22 protein-coding genes are annotated in these 18907 nt (G+C 62.5%); 14 read left to right on the top strand and 8 right to left on the bottom strand.

Going from position 1 to position 18907, the window contains the following annotated elements:
* Nucleotides 1-219: 219 nt before the first annotated feature.
* Nucleotides 220-432 carry a cold-shock protein gene (locus AC0L2K_RS25320; protein ID WP_006202521.1) on the top strand — a complete coding sequence of 71 codons (213 nt, stop codon included), beginning with the start codon at nucleotides 220-222 and terminating at the stop codon, nucleotides 430-432.
* Between the two features lie 242 nt (nucleotides 433-674).
* On the top strand, nucleotides 675-1094 hold the full coding sequence (locus tag AC0L2K_RS25315; protein WP_027151068.1) for a BA14K family protein: 420 nt from the start codon (nucleotides 675-677) through the stop codon (nucleotides 1092-1094).
* Nucleotides 1095-1208: 114 nt separating this feature from the next.
* Here AC0L2K_RS25315 and AC0L2K_RS25310 read toward each other — a convergent pair whose 3' ends face one another.
* The 3 genes from AC0L2K_RS25310 to AC0L2K_RS25300 all read right to left on the bottom strand — a co-directional run bounded on the left by AC0L2K_RS25310 (nucleotide 1209) and on the right by AC0L2K_RS25300 (nucleotide 3443).
* Nucleotides 1209-1850 (bottom strand): MBL fold metallo-hydrolase, encoded by a 642-nt coding sequence (locus tag AC0L2K_RS25310; protein WP_128247225.1) that lies wholly within the window; start codon nucleotides 1848-1850, stop codon nucleotides 1209-1211.
* A gap of 236 nt (nucleotides 1851-2086) precedes the next feature.
* Nucleotides 2087-2404 carry a hypothetical protein gene (locus AC0L2K_RS25305; protein WP_027151066.1) on the bottom strand — a complete coding sequence of 106 codons (318 nt, stop codon included), beginning with the start codon at nucleotides 2402-2404 and terminating at the stop codon, nucleotides 2087-2089.
* Nucleotides 2405-2549: 145 nt separating this feature from the next.
* A complete protein-coding gene (locus AC0L2K_RS25300) occupies nucleotides 2550-3443 on the bottom strand; it encodes a branched-chain amino acid aminotransferase (RefSeq protein WP_473532596.1) in 894 nt (297 codons plus the stop codon).
* A 240-nt stretch (nucleotides 3444-3683) separates the two neighbouring features.
* Between AC0L2K_RS25300 and AC0L2K_RS25295 the strand changes: the two genes are divergently transcribed.
* The 4 genes from AC0L2K_RS25295 (at nucleotide 3684) to AC0L2K_RS25280 (ending at nucleotide 7681) form a co-directional block, all read left to right on the top strand.
* A complete protein-coding gene (locus AC0L2K_RS25295; protein ID WP_031255243.1) occupies nucleotides 3684-4217 on the top strand; it encodes a MarR family winged helix-turn-helix transcriptional regulator in 534 nt (177 codons plus the stop codon).
* Complete coding sequence (locus AC0L2K_RS25290; RefSeq protein ID WP_473532595.1) at nucleotides 4204-4923, top strand: response regulator; 720 nt, start codon at nucleotides 4204-4206, stop codon at nucleotides 4921-4923. The genes AC0L2K_RS25295 and AC0L2K_RS25290 overlap by 14 nt, the downstream gene beginning before the upstream one ends.
* Before the next feature lie 52 nt (nucleotides 4924-4975).
* Nucleotides 4976-6388, top strand: coding sequence for an ATP-binding protein (locus AC0L2K_RS25285; RefSeq protein ID WP_473532594.1), 1413 nt, complete (start codon nucleotides 4976-4978; stop codon nucleotides 6386-6388).
* Between the two features lie 207 nt (nucleotides 6389-6595).
* Nucleotides 6596-7681 (top strand): glycosyltransferase family 4 protein, encoded by a 1086-nt coding sequence (locus AC0L2K_RS25280; protein ID WP_473532593.1) that lies wholly within the window; start codon nucleotides 6596-6598, stop codon nucleotides 7679-7681.
* Between the two features lie 232 nt (nucleotides 7682-7913).
* On the opposite strand, the gene AC0L2K_RS25275 is transcribed toward AC0L2K_RS25280, so the two are convergent.
* The 4 genes from AC0L2K_RS25275 to AC0L2K_RS25260 all read right to left on the bottom strand — a co-directional run bounded on the left by AC0L2K_RS25275 (nucleotide 7914) and on the right by AC0L2K_RS25260 (nucleotide 10243).
* Nucleotides 7914-8357 (bottom strand): YybH family protein, encoded by a 444-nt coding sequence (locus AC0L2K_RS25275; RefSeq protein ID WP_091598383.1) that lies wholly within the window; start codon nucleotides 8355-8357, stop codon nucleotides 7914-7916.
* Between the two features lie 398 nt (nucleotides 8358-8755).
* Nucleotides 8756-9115, bottom strand: coding sequence for a tRNA-binding protein (locus tag AC0L2K_RS25270; RefSeq protein WP_473532592.1), 360 nt, complete (start codon nucleotides 9113-9115; stop codon nucleotides 8756-8758).
* Between the two features lie 12 nt (nucleotides 9116-9127).
* The gene (locus AC0L2K_RS25265) at nucleotides 9128-9628 is read right to left on the bottom strand and encodes a type III secretion system chaperone family protein (RefSeq protein ID WP_006202532.1); all 501 of its coding nucleotides are present in this window, start codon (nucleotides 9626-9628) and stop codon (nucleotides 9128-9130) included.
* Nucleotides 9629-9940: 312 nt separating this feature from the next.
* Nucleotides 9941-10243: an accessory factor UbiK family protein gene (locus AC0L2K_RS25260; protein WP_027151060.1), complete on the bottom strand. Its 303-nt coding sequence runs from the start codon at nucleotides 10241-10243 to the stop codon at nucleotides 9941-9943.
* A 155-nt stretch (nucleotides 10244-10398) separates the two neighbouring features.
* On the opposite strand from AC0L2K_RS25260, the gene AC0L2K_RS25255 reads away from it, so the two are divergent.
* The 7 genes from AC0L2K_RS25255 to AC0L2K_RS25225 all read left to right on the top strand — a co-directional run bounded on the left by AC0L2K_RS25255 (nucleotide 10399) and on the right by AC0L2K_RS25225 (nucleotide 16570).
* Nucleotides 10399-10557: a hypothetical protein gene (locus AC0L2K_RS25255; RefSeq protein ID WP_023799884.1), complete on the top strand. Its 159-nt coding sequence runs from the start codon at nucleotides 10399-10401 to the stop codon at nucleotides 10555-10557.
* 126 nt (nucleotides 10558-10683) lie between these two features.
* The gene (gene lgt / locus AC0L2K_RS25250) at nucleotides 10684-11559 is read left to right on the top strand and encodes a prolipoprotein diacylglyceryl transferase (protein ID WP_473532591.1); all 876 of its coding nucleotides are present in this window, start codon (nucleotides 10684-10686) and stop codon (nucleotides 11557-11559) included.
* Between the two features lie 78 nt (nucleotides 11560-11637).
* Nucleotides 11638-12726 (top strand): class I SAM-dependent methyltransferase, encoded by a 1089-nt coding sequence (locus AC0L2K_RS25245; RefSeq protein WP_473532590.1) that lies wholly within the window; start codon nucleotides 11638-11640, stop codon nucleotides 12724-12726.
* Between the two features lie 111 nt (nucleotides 12727-12837).
* Complete coding sequence (gene pgeF / locus AC0L2K_RS25240; RefSeq protein WP_473532589.1) at nucleotides 12838-13632, top strand: peptidoglycan editing factor PgeF; 795 nt, start codon at nucleotides 12838-12840, stop codon at nucleotides 13630-13632.
* Nucleotides 13632-14783, top strand: a complete 1152-nt coding sequence (locus AC0L2K_RS25235; protein WP_023799888.1) for a M24 family metallopeptidase — start codon at nucleotides 13632-13634, stop codon at nucleotides 14781-14783. The genes pgeF and AC0L2K_RS25235 overlap by 1 nt, the downstream gene beginning before the upstream one ends.
* A 54-nt stretch (nucleotides 14784-14837) precedes the next feature.
* On the top strand, nucleotides 14838-15467 hold the full coding sequence (locus tag AC0L2K_RS25230) for a hypothetical protein (protein ID WP_473532588.1): 630 nt from the start codon (nucleotides 14838-14840) through the stop codon (nucleotides 15465-15467).
* 167 nt (nucleotides 15468-15634) lie between these two features.
* Nucleotides 15635-16570: a ribose-phosphate pyrophosphokinase gene (locus AC0L2K_RS25225; RefSeq protein ID WP_023799890.1), complete on the top strand. Its 936-nt coding sequence runs from the start codon at nucleotides 15635-15637 to the stop codon at nucleotides 16568-16570.
* A gap of 85 nt (nucleotides 16571-16655) precedes the next feature.
* On the opposite strand, the gene AC0L2K_RS25220 is transcribed toward AC0L2K_RS25225, so the two are convergent.
* Complete coding sequence (locus AC0L2K_RS25220) at nucleotides 16656-17522, bottom strand: AraC family transcriptional regulator (protein WP_473532587.1); 867 nt, start codon at nucleotides 17520-17522, stop codon at nucleotides 16656-16658.
* Between the two features lie 131 nt (nucleotides 17523-17653).
* Between AC0L2K_RS25220 and AC0L2K_RS25215 the strand changes: the two genes are divergently transcribed.
* Nucleotides 17654-18904, top strand: a complete 1251-nt coding sequence (locus AC0L2K_RS25215; protein ID WP_473532586.1) for an MFS transporter — start codon at nucleotides 17654-17656, stop codon at nucleotides 18902-18904.
* Nucleotides 18905-18907 lie beyond the last annotated feature (3 nt).

Below are 18907 nucleotides of genomic sequence, written 5' to 3'. Positions count from 1 at the left end.
GAATGAGCCCGAGGCCGCTCCAAAGGCCTTGAACCGGCTTTCAGCGCCGGACCCGAGTTTCGAAGGCGCGGCGGTTTCGTCGCGCCTTTTTTAGTGGCAGGGCGGCAAGCCACTGCTCGCAAAACTTTCTCTTGCCGATGGCGCTAAAATAAACGACAAATTTCTACTCGGGCATTTGCCGGCCCGAAACTGGACTTGATGGGATCAAAGGAGCTTCCCATGCCGCAGACCGGCACCGTCAAATTCTTCAATCATGCCAAAGGCTTCGGCTTCATCACGCCGGATGATGGCGCGAAGGATGTCTTCGTCCATATTTCGGCCGTGCAGGCGTCGGGTCTTCCCGGTCTTGAGGATGGGCAGAAGGTGACATTCGACACCGAGCCGGACAAGCGCGGCAAGGGTCCGAAAGCCGTCAACCTGTCGATCGGCTGAGCCGAGTTCGAGACAGCGTCGGACGGTCCGCTGACGCAGCTCCGCTCGTTGTCGAGCGTACGATATTTGTGCTTGCGCCATGCCTGATCGATAAATCGACTGGTCCCAGCCCGCCAATTTCGTTCAGCCCCCGTTCAGCCACGGTCGCCTATTAATCTTCGGTAAAGCCGGACCGCATCCCCCAGATTACCCACAGATTACCCGGGCCGCAGATTACCCGGGCCGGCATGAAGGAGACCGAGATGAACCGAATTCTCAAGACCGCCGTCCTGTCCGCCGCGATCGTTGCAACCACGCTCGCGACCTTGCCAGCGGCCAGCGCTGGTGACTGGCGCCACCGGCACCACCATCGTGGCAATGGCGATGCGATCGCGGCAGGCGTCCTTGGCCTCGCGGCCGGCGCCCTGATCGTTGGTGCGCTCAACAACCCGCAGCCCAGCTATTACGACCCCGGCTATGACGATTATGATCGTTATCCACGGCGGCCCGCCCCGGTGCGCCGCTACTACGCGGAACCGCGGGTCGCCTACAATGACGGCTATGCCGAGCCATGGACCCGTGGCTGGTATGAATATTGTTCGGATCGCTATCGCTCTTTCAACGGCCGCACCGGCACGTTCACCGGCTATGACGGCGAACAGCATTTCTGCACCGCGAACTGAGGCTTCCCTGCCCCCCCAAAAAAGCGCTGTCCGCAAGGACAGCGCTTTTTTTCGGCGTCATAAGGAAAGGAGAGACCGACGCGCGCCGCGTGAGGCTCCGCAGCCACGACGCGTTTAAATCAGGAAGGGGTTGCTCCGGCGCTCCTCGCCGAAGCGGCCGCCGGGACCATGGCCGCAGATGAAGCCGATGTCGTCGCCGAGCGGCAGAAGCTTGTCCTTGATCGAGGCGATCAGCGCGGCGTGGTCGCCGCCCGGCAGATCGGTGCGCCCGACCGAGCCGCGGAACAACACGTCGCCAACATGGGCGAACTTCGCAGCACGATTGTAGAAGACGACATGGCCGGGCGCGTGGCCCGGGCAATGAAAGACTTCGAACGCGTGCTGGCCGAACGAGACGGTATCGCCTTCGCCGAGAAAGCGGTCGGGCACGCAGTTGCGCACCGGATCGGTGATGCCGTAGTGTTTCGCCTGCTTCTCGAGATTGGCAAGCAACGGACGGTCGGCCTCATGCGGGCCGATGATCTCGATGCCGAGCGCGTCCTTCAGCTCCATGGCGCCGCCGGCGTGGTCGATGTGACCATGCGTGATCCAGATCGCGCCGGCGTTGATCGCATTGTCCTTGAGCACTGCCAGCACCTTGTCGATGTCGCCGCCGGGATCGACGACGACGCCTTGCCTGTCGTCCATGTCGAAGAGGATGGTGCAGTTTTGCTGGAAGGCCGTGACCGGCACAATGCCGGCGTTGAGCTGACCCATGATCGTCCTTTCGCTGTGTCGCTTCTGATTTAGAGACACACGCGAACGTCGTCCACCGCATCCGGCTGTCGCGACAACGCAAAAATGAAACGGGCGGCCGAAGCCGCCCACGCAAAAGCCCGAAACCGCTAATGCATGTCGCGCAAAAGTGTGCAGCGGTTTTGCGATAACGACATGCATGAACAACAACCTAAAGCGCATCGCGTGAGGTCGGTCGAACGCGACGCGCTTTAGGCTTACTTCTTCGTCGCGTTCATGACCGCGCCGATGATGGCCGTCAGAATGGCGCCACCACCGGCACCGCCGAGGATGTTCTGCACATTCAGCGCGCTGCCCAATCCGCCCGTTGCTGCTGCGGCTGCAGCCGGATCGATCGTGCCACCGCCGAGCAGGCTGCCGAGGATGGCCGCACCGCCGACGCCGCCAAGGGCGCCGCCGAGGATTTTGGTAAGCTGCCCCATTGCCGCTGTCTTGAGCGCGGCGCCCACCGCCTGGCCACCAATGACACCCATAATCACCTGAACAATGATCTGAAGAAGCGTGTTCATGTCCATATTGCCAGTCCCTCCATAGCTGCCAGCCTCCCGGGCCGACAGCATCATGAGACGCCGAACTGGACGAAAGTCAAATGCCGAGGTGCTTAAATAAAAGGGGCAGTCCGAAAACCGCCCCTACTTGTTAAAAAAGTTGTGACTTTCGTTATTCTGCGGCAATCGCATGCTTGGGTTGAACGGCTGCAGAATAGTCGTTCATCAGAGTCTTGGCGATTTCGCCCACCTCGAATCGGTATGGACCGATCTCTGAAACGGGGGTCACCTCGGCCGCCGTTCCGGTGAGGAAGCACTGCTGGAAGCCTTCGAGTTCTTCCGGCATGATGGTGCGCTCGATCACCTCGAAGCCGCGATCCTTGGCAAGACCAATGACTGTACGGCGGGTGATGCCGTCGAGGAAGCAATCGGGGGTGGGTGTGTGGATCTTGCCGTCCTTGACGAAGAAGATGTTGGCGCCGGTTGCTTCCGCAACCTGGCCGCGCCAGTCGAGCATCATGGCGTCGGCATAGCCTTTGGCTTCGGCGGCATGCTTGGACATGGTGCAGATCATGTAGAGGCCGGCGGCCTTCGATTTCGACGGCGCGGTGCGCGGATCGGGGCGGCGCCATTCGGCCAGATCGAGGCGGATGCCCTTCAGCTTCTGTGCCGGATCGAAATAGCTGGGCCACTGCCAGATGGCGATGGCGCAGTTGATCCGGCTGTTTTGCGCCGAGACGCCCATCTGTTCGCTGCCGCGCCAGGCGATCGGCCGGACATAGGCATCCCGAAAACCCTGCTTCTTCAACAGCGTGCGGCAGGCGTCGTCGATCTCGGCAACCGAATAGGGAATCTTGAAGCCGAGCAGGCGTGCCGATTCGTGCAGGCGCTCGCTGTGATCGGTCAGCTTGAAAATCTCGCCGCCATAGGCGCGTTCGCCCTCGAACACCGCGCTGGCGTAGTGCAGGCCATGGGTCAGCAAGTGGATCTTGGCGTCGGCCCATTGGACGAACTCGCCGTTCATCCAGATAAAGCCGTCCATTTGGTCAAAGGGAACGGATGCCATGGTAACCTCCCGCGGGCGGCCGCCCGCACATCGTTGCGCGTTTCTTGTCAGCCGCACCGGGCGGCCGCTATCTCGAAGCGTAGGCGGATATATAAGGTCTGGCAAACACAGGAAGTTCCGGAAAAACGGCTTTCCCTTGCCTTTTCGTTCGCAATCCGCCGCAAAGCTTGTCAAAAATTACCATTGCCGGGAAATTACGTCAATAGTACTGACATAATTTCCCTTTCGCACGGAGAAATGATGACGGATCGCAGCCACCCAGCCGGAAAACCGATCAGGACGGCGATCACCGACGAGGACGGCATCGACTTTGCCATCATCGAACTGTTCTTCTTCGCCTATCGCGATTTTACCTCCGATCCGGACCAGATCCTGTCCGACTATGGTTTCGGCCGCGCCCATCACCGGGTTCTGCATTTCGTCAATCGCAGGCCGGGCCTGACGGTCGCCGAACTCCTCGACGTGCTGAAGATCACCAAGCAGAGCCTGGCGCGCGTGCTCAAGCAACTGATCGACACCGACCACATCGTCCAGTTGCAGGGTCCGCGCGACCGCCGCCAGCGCGAGCTCTATCCGACAGCCAAGGGCCGCGCCCTGGCGCTGGCGCTGGCACGGCCACAGTCACGCCGCATCCATGCTGCATTGGAAGATTCCGGAGCCACCGAACGCGCCTTGATCGAGCGCTTCCTGGAAGCGATGGTCAATCCGGAACTAAGGGCGCAGATCGACATTGTGCCCGCAAAAACGTCAGGGAAAAGCCATGGAGACCATTGAAAAGGTTGATCAACCGGCAGCACCGGACGACGATGCGCCGCATCTGCTGGTGATTGATGACGATACCCGTATCCGCAATCTTCTCAAACAATATCTGACCGAAAACGGCTTTCGTGTCACCGTTGCCGGAAATTCCAGCGAAGCGCGGCGCAAGCTCGCCGGCCTCGATTTCGATCTGCTGGTGCTCGATATCATGATGCCGGGCGAAACAGGCGTCGATCTCGCCAAGGCATTGCGGGCAACCAAGAACGTGCCGATCCTGATGCTTACCGCGCTGTCCGAGACCGACAGCCGGATCACCGGGCTCGAGGCCGGCGCCGACGACTATCTGCCGAAGCCTTTCGATCCCCGCGAATTGATCCTGCGCATCAACAACATCCTGCGCCGCGGCGGTCCGGCAACGACGCCCAAGGTCGAGCAGCTGGTCTTCGGGCCTTACACGTTCCAGATCGCCCGGCGCGAGCTCAAGCGCGGCGGCGAGGCTCTGAAGCTGACCGACCGCGAGCAGGAGATCCTGGCGATCTTCGCGGCCCGTGCCGGCGAAACGATACCGCGTCATGAACTTGTCGGCGACGAATCCGAAGTCGGCGAGCGCACCATCGACGTCCAGATCAACAGGCTGCGCCGCAAGATCGAGCGCGATCCGTCCAATCCGGTCTGGCTGCAGACCGTGCGCGGTATTGGGTATCGGCTCAGCGTGGAATAGACTGCCGCCCGCAGCCCCTTGTCGAGCGGCTGCGGATGCGCAAAAAGGGCGAATGGCGACCACGCAACTGGAACGGCCGGGAGATCGCGGCTTGAGCGCTCGCGCCAGGCGGGCACTGAAGGCCGTGCCGCTTGCCTGGAAACGGTTCTGGCGCCTCGTTTCGCTTTACATGCCGAAGCGGCTCTATGCCCGCTCGCTGATCATCGTCATCGCGCCGATGATCCTGCTGCAATCGGTCCTCGCCTTTGTCTTTATGGAACGCCACTGGCAGACCGTGACGCAGCGCCTGTCGCAGGCCACGGTCCGCGACATTGCCGCGATCGTCGACCTGGTGGAAACCTATCCGCACGACGCCGACTACGCCAACATTATCCGCATCGCGCAGGATCGCATGCAGCTGAAGATCGACTTGCTGCCGCCCGATCCGCTGCCGGCGCCCGGTCCAAAGCCGTTCTTCTCGATCCTCGACGAAATTCTCTCGTCCGAGATCACCCATCAGATCAACGGTCCGTTCTGGATCGATACGGTCGGCAATTCCAATATCATCGAGGTCCGCGTCCAGCTCGAAGGCAAGGTGCTGCGCGCCTTCGTGCGCCGCAGCCAGGCCTATGCCTCGAACACGCACATTTTCCTGATCTGGATGGTCGGCACCTCGCTGGTGCTGCTGATGATCGCCATCCCGTTCCTGCGCAACCAGATCCGGCCGATCCTGACGCTGGCCGAGGCCGCCGAAAGTTTCGGCAAGGGCCGGCCGATGCCGCTCGATTTCCGTCCGCGCGGTGCCGAGGAGGTTCGCCGCGCCGGCTTTGCCTTCATCCAGATGCGCGAACGCATCGAACGCCAGCTCGAACAGCGCACCGCCATGCTGAGCGGCGTCAGTCACGATTTGAGGACCATCCTCACGCGCTTCAAGCTGCAGCTTGCGCTGACCGGGACCAAGGCCGACACCGAGGCGCTCGGCCAGGACATCGACGACATGCAGTCGATGCTGGAAGGCTATCTCGCCTTTGCCCGCGGCGAGGCAACGGAAGACGCCGGCCGTTTCAACCTTGAAGCCTATTTCGACAAGCTCGGCGAGGAGGCGACGCTGCGCAAGCGCAAACTGTCGACCTCGCTCGCCGGCGATCCAAATGTGCATGTGCGGCCGCACGCCTTTGCCCGGCTGCTGTCCAATGTCGTCGGCAACGCCTTCCGTTATGCCAAGACGGTTGAGATCAACGCCAACCACGGCCGCGGCTCGCTGCTCGTCACCATCGACGACGACGGTCCGGGCATTCCGCCTGAAAAGCGCGAGCACGTGTTCAAGCCTTTCGTGCGGCTTGACGAAGCCCGCAACCTCGACGCCAGCGGCACCGGCCTTGGCCTTGCCATCGCACGCGACATTGCCCGCAGCCACGGCGGCGACATCATGCTCGACAAGAGCCCGCTCGGCGGCTTGCGCGCCGTCATCAAGGTTCCGGCCTGATTAGAATGACGTTGCGTCCTTGGGCGCACTAACACGTTGAAGCTACGCATCGTGCTTTCAGGTGGTTGTAGACGACCATAGGCACTGCCTTCATCGGCGCGTCATGAAACCATGCTGAAGAGCGCGCATGAAGCGCGTGATCCTGATTGATTCGGCCTTGCGGCCCCGCATCAAGGAAACCGACGACCTTTCAAGCAAAGGCCTGCTATGCGCATCCTGATGGTCACCGACGCCTGGCGCCCGCAAGTCAACGGCGTTGTCCATACGCTGGAACGGCTTTCAGAAACCCTGAAATCCTTCGACGTCGAGACGGACTTCCTGACCCCGAATATCTTTCGCACCTTGCCGCTGCCGACCTACCCGGACATCCGGCTGGCGCTGACGACGCCAGGCCGCGTGGCGCGCCTGATCGAAGCGCGCAATGCCGATCATATCCATATCGTCACCGAAGGCCCGCTCGGTATCATGGCGCGGCGCTATTGCCGCAAGGCAGGCCGGCCGTTCACGACTAGCTATCACACGCGCTTTCCGGAATATCTGAGCGCGCGGCTGCCAATACCGGAAGCCTGGGCCTATCGCTGGCTTCGCGATTTCCACAATTCCGGACAAGGCACGCTGGTCGCCACCCAGTCTCTGGCGGACGATCTGGCGGCGCGCGGCTTCACCAAGCTCAGGCCATGGACGCGCGGCGTCGATACCGACCATTTCCGGCCGGACAAGAAAAAGGATATGGGGCTCGAGCGACCGATCTTCCTCTGCGTTGGCCGCGTCGCGATCGAAAAGAACCTGGCCGCCTTCCTCGACCTGGATTTGCCCGGCAGCAAGGTGGTCGTCGGCGAGGGACCTGAGTTGGCCAGGCTCAAGGCCAGATACAACGATGCCCATTTCCTTGGCCACCGCCCGAACGACGAACTGGCCGAAATCTATGCCTCGGCCGATGTCTTCATTTTTCCCAGCCGCACCGACACGTTCGGCAATGTCATCATCGAGGCGCTGGCCAGCGGCACGCCGGTCGCAGCCTATCCGGTGACCGGACCGATCGACATTGTCGGGGACGGCGTCGGCGGAGCCGTATCGAACGATTTGCGTGAGGCCGCGCTCGCCGCGCTCGATGTCGACCGCGAAGAGGCGCGCCAACGGGCAATGCGCTATAGCTGGAAGGCCTGCGTGGAAATGTTCCTGGAAACGGTTGGCGAGGCGCTGGGCACCCAGCGAAAACTGACACCACCTTTTGTTATCCACGGGCGAAGCGGCGGCAACGCCGGCGCGCAGACCCGAGGATCCATTTCGTGACCTGCGAGCGGCCCGTTTCGGTGAAGAACTTGTCGGGTTGAGGCGGCGGCGGGCCGCACTTGCTCCACAGGTTCATCCGGAACGCTTTGCCGAGAACAGGCAGCGGAGGCGCTGATCGATCTCAATTTCTTGCGCGAGCCAGGGGGCAGCTCTTGGCGTCCGTCTGGTCGTGACTGCGCTAGCTGGGGCAGCGACCGGGTAGCGGACCGTCGGAAGCAGAGAACGCCGTTGATCAGTTGAAGGTGTGCAGCCGAAGTTTCAGGCTGCCATCTGCCTGCTTTTCGAAGACGTGGGTTGCCACCCCGGCCCACGGCTGATCCGCACCATTGGCGTCTTTACCCTTGGCCGACCATTTCGCCGTGCCAAACAGCAGGTTGCCGTCACCTCCTGCTTCGATCAGTTCGAGCTTGTGGCCTGTCACTCCCATGCCGAAGAGGCCGCCAAAGAATTTCTCGACCCCGTCCGGTGCCTTGATGACGTCATGGGTGGCGGGTAAGAAGATCGCGTCGTCGGTGTAGAACGCCGCAACCGCCTTTGCGTCTGCTTTGTTGAACGCAGCGTCCCAGGCCACGTAAGCGGCTTTCACCTGATCGTCGACGGGGTCAGCGTTGGCGGACGACCACGAAAAGAGGCAAAGGGAAAGCACAGCGAAAATCGCAGTCAGCAGTCGAACCATCGTATCCTCCCGAGAATTGGCGGCACAGCTCGACAGATGCCGCGTCAAAACAATAAGCCTGGACTGTTGGACTGTCGACTAATCCGTTTGGGGTGGTCCAAACCATCTAATCTCTCAAGGGCTCTTCGACTGAAAATCGATCATATGACCGCTCACAACGAAAGCTCAATCGATGTTGTCGCCGAGGTTCTGGTGATCACGACTTTGGGGAAACCACGCGCTTCATCCTCGTGCCGATGGTCGAGTTCAAACAATTGCTCGCACCTATAACTGTCCAGAGCGCAACCATTTTTCGTGGGAGATCGGTGGAGCTCGCATCAGAATGGCGCGCTCGATGCGTTTGAGATCAAACCCAGGAACGGCCACGGAAAGTCTGCGCGTCGGCTTCGGTGACGAAGCTAGAACAGTCGGCCGCCGTCAGGCACCCTGCGTTCGATCGCACCGAGGACGACCGCACCCTCCTCGTCGGGAAAGCCAAGCGTCAGCACTTCCGACATGAAGGGGCCGATCTGCCGCGGCGGAAAATTGACCACCGCGAACACCTGCCGGCCGAGCAGCGTCTCGGGCGCATAGTATTTGGTGATCTGCGCCGACGATTTCTTCACTCCGATGTCAGCGCCGAAATCGATCTTCAGCTTGATCGACGGCTTGCGCGCCTCCGGAAACGGCACGGCCTCGACGATCGTGCCGGCGCGAATGTCGACACGGTCGAAATCGGCGAAGCTGATCTCGGGCTTGCGCTGGCTGCTCGAACTCATGGAGGACCTGGCTCAGGCGTTTCCGTAGGTCTCGAACAGGACGCCGGCCAGCGCGTCCTTGGCCGAGGTTCCCGACCAGACGACGAACTGGAACGCCTGGAAATAGCATTCGCAGGCTTCCAGCGCCGACGACAGCAGCACCTCGACCTGCTGGCTCGAGGGCTCGACCCCGCCGGCGAGCAGCAGCGACTGGCGGAACATGATTGCGCCCTCCTGCTCCCAGAGGTCGAAATGGCCGAACAGCATCTGCTCGTTGATCAGCGAAAGCAGCCGCATCACTTCGAGCGCGCGCGCCTCCGGCACCTTGATGTCGAAAGCGCAGGCCAGATGCAGCGCCTCGAAATCCTCCATCCAGGAAAATGAGACGTGGTAGTCGGTCCAGCTTCCGGCAACCGAAATCGAAATCTCGTCGTCGCCGGCCCGTTCGAAGGACCAGTCGTTGTTGTGCGCCACCTGCTCGATAACATCCACCGGATGGATTTCGCGCGAGAATTCGAGTTCGAGAAGTTCCATGAATGCTTCCTGTCGTTCCTTCGCCTCGGCCGGCGGGGCACCCACAACGAACAATTTTGTCTAGATCTTCGGACGGCCAGGACTTCGTCAACGCACAAAGACCCCAGACCGGACCCCACCGCCCGGCGCATGACCCTGCTCCGAATCATGCAACAAATTCAGTCTATTGATCGGGAGTCGCGTGACCAGCCCAATTTTTCGCACTGCGTCATTCGCATGTGGAAACCCGCTGTCACAAAGATTCACGCAATGCCGGTAAGCGATTCACGACAAAGCGCTTTTTGCGATTGTGCTTTGTGGAAAAGTTTAACGTTATTTTTTTGGTCTGGGCTTTGCCGCAGCCGCAGGCGCGGCCTGCCCGGTCAGATCGGCGAGCTTTGCCTCAAGCGTCTCGATGCGCGCAGCGAGACGGGTGTTTTCTTCCCTGGCTTTTACCGCCATGTCGCGGGCGGCCTCGAATTCTTCGCGCTGCACCAGGTCCATCGAGTTGAGAACACGCTCGGCCTGCCCCTTGAAGGCTGTTTCCACTTCGCGGCGCACGCCTTGCGCGGCACCGGCAGCGTCGGTCATCAGCTTGGCGAATTCATCGAGAATGCGGTTCGGTCCGGTCGACATGGCAAATCCTCGCTTGCTCGATTTGACGTAGTGGCGCGCGACGCGGAATGCAAGAACGTTGAGGCTGCTGCGTCATCAAGTCGGGTGCAATTTGACCTGACCTCGCAAGCCATAGCTGGTACCGTCCAAGAAAGAGCATTTTGACGGGGCCTGCAATGGCTTTCAGTGCGAATTTGGACCAGCGTCTTGCCGCACGCGACGCCGCGCTCGCCAAGGGCATCGGCGATGCCGACGCAGGGCGGGTGAAGCCTGCGGAAGAGGTGCTTGACCGCCTGGAGGCCAAATACAAGGGATTGGCCGGGACCAAGCTGTGAGGCGGCAGTACCGGCGCGATCAGCCCGCTTCCCGAAGCCGTATTTGCCGCGCCAGCGTCGCCTTGACCGGGCCAAAACCCTGCCGCATGGTCCGCGCCCGAACGTGATCGCAACCGGGAGATCCTGTTGAGCGAGTATCTTATGCTGCCGTTGGCCGTCCTGCCCTTCCCCAACATCGACCCGGTCATCGTCCAGATCGGGCCGCTGGCGGTGCATTGGTATGGCGTCGGCTACATCGTCGGCATTCTCTTCGCCTGGTGGTATGCCAAGCGGCTCGTCACCAATGCAAGGCTCTGGCCCGACGGCACCGTGCCCATGAAGCCCGAGGATCTCGACGACTTCATCGTCTGGGCGGCTATCGGCGTGGTGCTTGGCGGGCGTGTCGGCTACGTGCTGTTTTACGACCTGCCGCGCTACATCGCTCAACCCTTTGATATCCTTGCTGTCTGGCAGGGCGGCATGTCGTTCCATGGCGGGCTGCTCGGCGTCATTCTCGCCATGACGCTGTTTTCCTGGTCGCGCGGCATCCGCACCTGGTCGCTGTTCGACGTGGTGGCGGCCGGCGTGCCGGTCGGCCTTGGCCTCGTCCGCATGGCGAATTTCATCAACTCCGAACTCTGGGGCAGGCCGACCGACGTGCCATGGGCGGTCGAATTCCCCAATGGCGGGCCATTTGCGCGCCATCCGAGCCAGCTCTACGAGGCGCTGCTCGAAGGCCTGGTGCTGTTCCTGGTCCTGCGCTTCTTCACCCATTCCAGGCTCAAGCTGAAGACGCCGCGCTTCGTCGGCGGCGCCTTCATCGCCGGTTACGGTCTCTCGCGCATCCTCGTCGAATTCTTCCGCGAGCCCGACCAGCAGCTCGGCTACCTCCTCGGCACCAACTGGCTGACGATGGGCATGGTGCTGTCGCTGCCGATGCTGCTGGCCGGCATCTGGGCGATGGTGACTGCTACCGCATCGGCCCAAAAATCGGAATCGATTTTGGGGAAGCACGATGCGTAGAATCAAAGTGCCAGGGCGTACTTTGTGCGTCCAAATGGACGCACGTCGCCCTAGGGCGGTAACACAGCCACAGCCGGTATGACCCGGCTGAAAACCCGCATCGTCGAGCTGATCGGTGCGGCGGGGCCGATCCCCGTCAACCACTACATGGCGCTTTGCCTGTTCGATCCGCTGGACGGCTACTATACGACGCGCGAGCCGTTCGGGGCTGCCGGCGACTTCGTCACCGCGCCGGAGATCAGCCAGATGTTCGGCGAGCTGATCGCCGTCTGGCTCTACGAAGCCTGGCTGGCGACCGGCCGGCCGATGCCGGCCACCATCGCCGAGATCGGCCCCGGCCGCGGCACGCTGATGAAGGACATGCTGCGCACGCTTGCGCGGCTCGATCCGGCGCTGACCGCCGGTGCGTCGTTCGCCATGATCGAGACCAGTCCGCGACTGGCCGATGTCCAGAAGCAAACGCTTGCCGCCACTCCTGCCGCGATCGGCTGGCACGAAAGCATCGACACCTTGCCGCAAACCCCGCTTTTCATCGTTGGCAACGAATTGTTCGACGCGGTGCCGATCCGCCAGTTCGTCCGCGCCGGAACAGGCTGGCGCGAACGGATGATCGGCCTCGATGGCGCCGACGAATTGCACGTCTTCGCCGGCGCCGGCTCGGTCGATCCAACACTGTTGCCGGACGATGCCGAAAACGCGCCACAGGGCGCGATCGTCGAGGTCGCGCCGGCCCGAGCCGCGCTGATGGCGACCATCGCCGAGCGCTTGGCCGGGCTCGGCGGCGCCGGCCTGTTCCTCGACTATGGCTACCTCCAGCCAGGGATCGGCGACACGTTGCAGGCCTTGCGCAAGCACGATCACGAAGATGTGCTGGCCAATCCAGGCGAAGCCGACCTCACCGCCCATGTCGATTTCGCCGCCCTTGCCGCGATCGTGCGGGCGCATGGCCTCGATGCCCATCTCTCCACGCAAGGCGAATTCCTGGTGGAAATGGGGCTTCTCGAACGCGCCGGCCAGCTCGGCGCCAATGCCAATGAGGCGGCTCGCGAAAAGATTGCGGGCGAGGTCGAACGCCTCGCCGGCCCGCAAGCCATGGGCGACCTGTTCAAGGTGCTTGCTGTCCTGCCTGCCGGCATCGCCGCTCCGCCCTTTGCAACGACGGATTGACTTTGCACTGCCGCCTCTCCCACTCTCCCGCCTTCCGACTGTCGCCGTTGGACTGTCGCCATCTTTCGACTGTCGCTTGACGAAATCGCTCTCACGGACAACAACGCAGCCATGCTGAATCAGACCAAACCGGATCCCGTTCGGTCGCCCTTGCTGGAGAAAGCGCGGGCGCAAGGCATTCGCCACGGCTATTTCACCCGCGTCGGCGGCGTCTCAAGCGGCATCTTTCAGGGCCTCAACATCGGCACCGGCTCGAGCGACGACCAGACGCAGGTCGCCGAGAACCGCCGCCGCGTCGCCGACTGGATGGGCGTGCCATCAAGCCGTCTGTTGACCGCCCACCAGATCCATTCGCCCGATGTCGTCATCGCCAGGGAGCCCTTTCCCGGCGAGCGGCCGAAGGCCGACGCCGTCGTCACCGACCGGCCGGGGATTGCGGTGGGCGCCTCGACGGCCGATTGCGGACCGGTGCTGTTCGCCGATGCCGAGGCGCGAATCGTCGGCGCAGCCCATGCCGGCTGGAAGGGCGCCTTGTCAGGCGTGCTGGAAAACACCATTGCGGCGATGGAAAGCCTCGGCGCCCGGCGCGAGCGCATCGTTGCGGTGCTCGGTCCGTCCATCGGCCCGGAAAACTATGAAGTCGGCCCGGAATTCATCGCTCGTTTCATCGAGGCCGATGCCGACAATATCAGCTATTTCGCGCCATCAGCGAAGCCGGGACATGCAATGTTCGACCTCAACCGCTATACGGTCGATCGGCTGACCCGGGCCGGCGTCACCGCCGATGGGCTCGGCCGCTGCACCTACGCCGAGGAGGATCTGTTCTATTCCTACCGGCGCAGCACCCATCGCAAGGAGCCGGATTACGGGCGGCAGATTTCGGCAATCGTTTTGGAGACAGAATAATGGCGCTGCATTTCGAACGGTCGGAATTTGACGCGCGGCGCGATCGGCTGATGATCGAGATCGCCGAGAAGAAGCTCGATGCCGTCCTTTTGTTTGCGCAGGAGAGCATGTACTGGCTGACCGGCTACGATACGTTCGGCTTCTGCTTCTTCCAGTGCCTGGTGGTGAAGGCGGACGGCTCGATGATCCTGCTCACGCGCTCGGCCGATCTGCGCCAGGCGCGCCACACCTCGATCATCGACAACATCGTGCTGTGGACCGACCGCGACGGCGCCAATCCGGCGATCGACCTGCGCAATTTGCTCAACGACCTCGACCTGCTCGGCGCCCGCATCGGCGTCGAATACGACACCCACGGCCTGACCGCCTACAATGGCCGGCGCCTGGACGAGCAATTGCAGACCTTTGGCCAGATCGCCGACGCGTCCGGCATCATCAGCCGGCTGCGCCTGTTCAAGAGCCCGGCCGAGATCGCCAAGGTGGAAAAGGCCGCAAATCTCGCCGACGACGCTCTGGACGCGGCCCTGCCGCTGATCAAGCAGGGTGGCGACGAAGCCTTGATCCTCGCCGCCATGCAGGGCGCGATCTTTGCCGGCGGCGGCGACTATCCGGCCAACGAGTTCATCATCGGCTCTGGCGTGGACGCACTGCTTTGCCGATACAAGGCTGGCCGCCGCAAGCTGAGCAAGAACGACCAGTTGACGCTCGAATGGGCCGGCGTCTTCCACCATTACCATGCGGCGATGATGCGCACCGTGCTGACCGGCAAGGTGTCGAAACGTCACCAGGAGCTGTTCGATGCTGCGCGCGCCGCACTTCTGGCGGTCGAAAAGGCGATGACGCCCGGAAATACCTTCGGCGACGTGTTCGACGCGCATGCCCGCACGCTCGAAACCCACAATTTGACCAAGCACCGGCTCAACGCCTGCGGCTATTCGCTCGGCGCCCGCTTCACCCCATCATGGATGGACATGCCGATGTTCTATCAGGGCAATCCCGAACCGATCGCGCCGAACATGACGCTGTTCGCCCATATGATCATCATGGACTCCGAAACCGAGACGGCAATGACGCTTGGCCGCACCTATCTGACGACTGAATCGCAGCCGAAGCCGCTGTCCCGCCATGATCTCGACTTGATTGTGCAATGAATCCATAATGGTAAGAATGCAAGAGGCGTTCATCGCCAGGGAGTTTTGAGGCAAATGAGGCGATCGCATGCGACGACCGTGTCATTGCTCGCGGCGCTGGCGCTGGCCGCCTGCACCAACGCGAAGGACGTTCTCGAACCCTCGGCCATCGCCCCGCAGTCGACACAGACCGTGCCAACGGCCGGAAGCGGCACGGCTGCAACACCCACCGCACCTGCGACGACCGCGCAGCCTCCCGCAGCAACACAGCCTTCCGCCCCTGCGCAGCCTGCAACCACGACCGCGCCGCCCGCAAAGAGCGCCGCCGTCATCGCACGAAGCCGCCTGCAGGTAGCGCCGATCGTCGGCGCCTCGGTGGAAGCCGCGACACCGCTGACCGCGGCGCTTCAGACGCGAGCCAAGCAGCGCGGCATCACCTTGGCAGGCAGCGCCGGCCAGACCCCGACGCACGTGCTGAAAGGCTATTTCTCGACGATGTCGGAAGGCAAGGATACCACCGTCATCTATGTCTGGGACGTCTATGACCCGGCAGGCAACCGGCTGCATCGCATCAACGGCCAGCAGAAGGCGGCCTCGGTCAATGGTGGCGAAGGGTGGGCTGCGGTCGCGCCGGAAACCATGCAGGCGATCGCCGACCAGACGATCGACCAGTTCGCCACATGGCTTGGCGGCCAAGCGGGCTGACCGGCGGGCTGACATGTTGCCGGCTTCCCTCGCCGTCGACGTTTATTGAGATTAGCCGGCGGATTCCCGATCACGACGCTTGCAATACCGGCACGGGCCGCTAAAAGCCCCGACTAAGGGGCTCAAGAGAGTCTGCCAGAGTCTCCATCCTTCACCAGGAACGGTGCATGAAGCTTTTCGCGGGCAATTCCAACAGGGTGCTGGCCGAAGCGGTCGCCCGCTATCTCAACATCCCGCTGGGCAAAGCCAGCGTCAGGCGCTTCGCCGATCAGGAAATCTTCGTTGAGATCCAGGAGAATGTGCGTGGCGAGGATGTCTTCATCCTGCAGTCCACCTCGTTCCCGACCAACGATCACCTGATGGAACTGCTCATCATGATCGATGCCTTCATGCGCTCGTCGGCCAAGCGCATCACGGCGGTCATTCCCTATTTCGGCTATGCAAGGCAAGACCGCCGCGCCTCGGGCCGCACGCCGATCTCGGCCAAGCTGGTCGCCAACATGATCACGCGGGCCGGGGTCGATCGCGTCTTGACGCTGGATCTCCACGCCGGCCAGATCCAGGGCTTTTTCGACATCCCGACCGACAATCTCTTCTCGGTGCCGGTCATGGCCCGCGATGTAAAGGCGAAATACAAGCGGCTTGCCAATGTCATGGTCGTGTCGCCGGATGTCGGCGGCGTGGTCCGTGCCCGCGCGCTCGCCAAGCGCATCGACGCCCAGCTTGCCATCGTCGACAAGCGTCGCGAGCGCCCTGGCGAATCGGAAGTCATGAACGTCATCGGCGACGTGCGCGGCAAGGATTGCCTGCTGATCGACGACATCATCGATTCGGGCGGTACCTTGTGCAATGCGGCCGATGCGCTGCTTGCCGCCGGCGCCACCAGCGTCACCGCCTACACCACCCATGGCGTTCTGTCCGGCGGCGCCATCGCACGCATCGGCGCCTCGAAGCTGCAGGAACTGGTCATCACCGATTCCATCCAGCCGACCCAGGCGGTGCTCGACGCCAGCAACATCCGCGTCGTCTCCATCGCCGACCTGATGGGCGAGGCGATCTCGCGCACGGCGACCGAAGAGTCGGTGTCGAGCCTGTTCGACTGAAATCTGCCCGCGATACAACGCCGCGCGTCCAGAGACGCGCAAAGGACGCTGTAGCACCTTGATTTTGCGCATGATCCTTTCGGGGTCATGCGCTTCCGTTCGACACCCTGATGTTGTCCCTTGAGCCGCGCATATAGCCGCGTGGCGACGCCCCCAGCATGCGCTTGAACATGGTGATGAAGGCCGGCACGCTGTCATAGCCGAGATCGAGCGCCACCCTTGTGATCGGCTCGCCGTCCGCCAGCCTCGGCAAGGCCGCGAACAGGCAGGCCTGCTGGCGCCATGTCGACAACGACAATCCGGTCTGGCGATGAAAGGCGCGGGTGAAGGAACGCCGGCTCATGCCGACGATATCGGCCCATTCGTCGATCGTCGCGTGCGGCGAGGGTGCTGCGACGAAGCGCCGGCACAGTGCCGCAAGCCTTGCATCCGAAGGAAAAGGCAGGCCGAGCGGCCGTTCCGGCAGGTTCGGGATTTCATGCAGCAGGAGGCTCATGATCAGCCCGCCGCGCCCCTCCAACTCGGCGCCCTGCGGCAGCTTTTCCGATTCCACGATCAGGCTGTGCATCAGATCGGTGATGCCGACGACGCGCAAGCCATCCGGCAGCCCGGCAATAGCGTCCGGCATCACATAGACCGAGCGCATGCTGACGTCGCCAAGCATCTCGACGGAATGCTCGGTCCCGGCAGGAATCCACATCGCATGATCGGGCGGCACCATCCAGCGCCCATGCCGCGTCGTCACCAGCACGACGCCGACAAGCGCATGCAGCAATTGACTGCGGCTGTGCCGGTGCTGCGGCACGTGGTAGCCGTCGGGAAATTCGGTCGGCAGGGCCACCGCCGGCCCGACGGCCTGCTCCAGCCATTGCCAGCGGCGCAGCAGCCCGAGATCGGTGAACTGGCCGAGATCGGTGTCGCCCGCTTTGAAGATTTCTTTGCCATGCGGCATTGGCTATTGGCCCACTCGCGAAACTATTGGACCAAACCACGAAAGAAGTCGCCCGGCAAGTAACTTATAAGGCGGCGGGGCCATAAGGGCCGCCTGCGGGAGCGTCCGCCAAAAAGACCATGGAGCCTGCGTTGACTGATACGACAGCCACCTCCGCCGCCACGCCGGCGACGGCCAGCCACACTTCGGCGCAAGCGACGGCCTTCACCGTCATCCTTGCGGTGAGCTTCTGCCATTGTGTCAACGACATCATGCAGTCGCTGCTGTCGGCCATCTATCCGCTGCTGAAGGACAATTACCGTCTCGATTTCTGGCAGATCGGTCTTTTGACCTTCACCTTCCAGGTGACGGCGTCATTGCTGCAGCCGCTGATCGGCATGGTCACCGACAAGCGGCCGATGCCCTATTCGCTGCCCTACGGCATGGCGTCCTCGCTGATCGGCCTGATCGTGCTGGCCTATGCCGGACACTATTGGCTCCTGCTGATCGGCGCGTCGCTGATCGGCATTGGCTCGGCGATCTTCCACCCGGAATCCTCGCGCATCGCCCGCTTCGCCTCGGGCGGCAGGTTCGGCCTGGCGCAATCGCTGTTCCAGGTCGGCGGCAATCTCGGCCAGGCCATCGGGCCGCTGCTCGCCGCCTTCATCGTCGTGCCGTTCGGCCAGACCAGCATAGCGTGGTTCGCCGCCGGCTCGCTGATCGGCATCGTCGTGCTGTGGCGGGTCGGCGGCTGGTACAGCCGGCTGCGCGCCTCGCTCGCCAACCGCAAGGCGGCAGGCTTCGTCTCACCCTTCCCACGCCGCAAGGTGATGAGCGCGCTGGCGGTGCTGACCCTGCTGGTGCTGACCAAGAACGCCTACGTTGCCAGCCTCGCCAGTTACTACACCTTCTACGCCATCGATAAATTCGGCGTTTCGGTGCAGATGTCGCAGGTCATGCTGTTCCTGTTCCTCGGCGCCTCGGCGCTGGGCATCCTGCTCGGCGGCCCGTTCGGCGACCGCTACGGACAGAAGCCGATGATCTGGTTCTCGATCGTCGGCGTGCTGCCGTTTACGCTGGCCCTGCCCTACGCCAATTTCGAATGGACGATGATCCTGACCGTGCTGATCGGCCTGATCCTGTCCTCGGCCTTCTCGAACATCGTCGTCTTCGCCCAGGAACTGGTGCCCGGCCGCGTCGGCATGATCGCCGGCATCTTCTTCGGCTTCGCCTTTGGCATGGGCGGCATCGCCGCCGCCGTGCTCGGCGTCGTCGCCGATATGAAAGGCATCGACTTCGTCTTTCAGGTCTGCTCGTATTTGCCGCTGCTTGGGCTGCTGACGGTTTTTTTGCCGAACATGAAGGAGGCGAGGAAGCTCGAAGCTGGAACCACTATCGGGTGAACC

Source organism: Mesorhizobium sp. WSM4817 (assembly GCF_055811135.1).
The sequence above is the reverse complement of the archived record's forward strand: the minus strand, read 5'-3'. Positions and strand labels throughout refer to the sequence as shown.

What these genes read in the sequence shown, in the direction of transcription:
- AC0L2K_RS25270 (WP_473532592.1), bottom strand. Translation starts at nt 9,115, where the DNA reads ATGAGTTCGAGCAGCCAGCGCAAGCCCGAGATCAGCTTCGCCGATTTC.
- AC0L2K_RS25295 (WP_031255243.1), top strand. Translation starts at nt 3,684, where the DNA reads ATGACGGATCGCAGCCACCCAGCCGGAAAACCGATCAGGACGGCGATC.
- AC0L2K_RS25275 (WP_091598383.1), bottom strand. Translation starts at nt 8,357, where the DNA reads ATGGTTCGACTGCTGACTGCGATTTTCGCTGTGCTTTCCCTTTGCCTC.
- AC0L2K_RS25320 (WP_006202521.1), top strand. Translation starts at nt 220, where the DNA reads ATGCCGCAGACCGGCACCGTCAAATTCTTCAATCATGCCAAAGGCTTC.
- pgeF (WP_473532589.1), top strand. Translation starts at nt 12,838, where the DNA reads ATGCTGAATCAGACCAAACCGGATCCCGTTCGGTCGCCCTTGCTGGAG.
- AC0L2K_RS25265 (WP_006202532.1), bottom strand. Translation starts at nt 9,628, where the DNA reads ATGGAACTTCTCGAACTCGAATTCTCGCGCGAAATCCATCCGGTGGAT.
- AC0L2K_RS25220 (WP_473532587.1), bottom strand. Translation starts at nt 17,522, where the DNA reads ATGCCGCATGGCAAAGAAATCTTCAAAGCGGGCGACACCGATCTCGGC.
- AC0L2K_RS25255 (WP_023799884.1), top strand. Translation starts at nt 10,399, where the DNA reads ATGGCTTTCAGTGCGAATTTGGACCAGCGTCTTGCCGCACGCGACGCC.
- AC0L2K_RS25230 (WP_473532588.1), top strand. Translation starts at nt 14,838, where the DNA reads ATGAGGCGATCGCATGCGACGACCGTGTCATTGCTCGCGGCGCTGGCG.
- AC0L2K_RS25290 (WP_473532595.1), top strand. Translation starts at nt 4,204, where the DNA reads ATGGAGACCATTGAAAAGGTTGATCAACCGGCAGCACCGGACGACGAT.
- AC0L2K_RS25310 (WP_128247225.1), bottom strand. Translation starts at nt 1,850, where the DNA reads ATGGGTCAGCTCAACGCCGGCATTGTGCCGGTCACGGCCTTCCAGCAA.
- AC0L2K_RS25245 (WP_473532590.1), top strand. Translation starts at nt 11,638, where the DNA reads ATGACCCGGCTGAAAACCCGCATCGTCGAGCTGATCGGTGCGGCGGGG.
- AC0L2K_RS25225 (WP_023799890.1), top strand. Translation starts at nt 15,635, where the DNA reads ATGAAGCTTTTCGCGGGCAATTCCAACAGGGTGCTGGCCGAAGCGGTC.
- AC0L2K_RS25280 (WP_473532593.1), top strand. Translation starts at nt 6,596, where the DNA reads ATGCGCATCCTGATGGTCACCGACGCCTGGCGCCCGCAAGTCAACGGC.
- AC0L2K_RS25315 (WP_027151068.1), top strand. Translation starts at nt 675, where the DNA reads ATGAACCGAATTCTCAAGACCGCCGTCCTGTCCGCCGCGATCGTTGCA.
- AC0L2K_RS25285 (WP_473532594.1), top strand. Translation starts at nt 4,976, where the DNA reads ATGGCGACCACGCAACTGGAACGGCCGGGAGATCGCGGCTTGAGCGCT.
- AC0L2K_RS25305 (WP_027151066.1), bottom strand. Translation starts at nt 2,404, where the DNA reads ATGGACATGAACACGCTTCTTCAGATCATTGTTCAGGTGATTATGGGT.
- AC0L2K_RS25260 (WP_027151060.1), bottom strand. Translation starts at nt 10,243, where the DNA reads ATGTCGACCGGACCGAACCGCATTCTCGATGAATTCGCCAAGCTGATG.
- AC0L2K_RS25235 (WP_023799888.1), top strand. Translation starts at nt 13,632, where the DNA reads ATGGCGCTGCATTTCGAACGGTCGGAATTTGACGCGCGGCGCGATCGG.
- AC0L2K_RS25300 (WP_473532596.1), bottom strand. Translation starts at nt 3,443, where the DNA reads ATGGCATCCGTTCCCTTTGACCAAATGGACGGCTTTATCTGGATGAAC.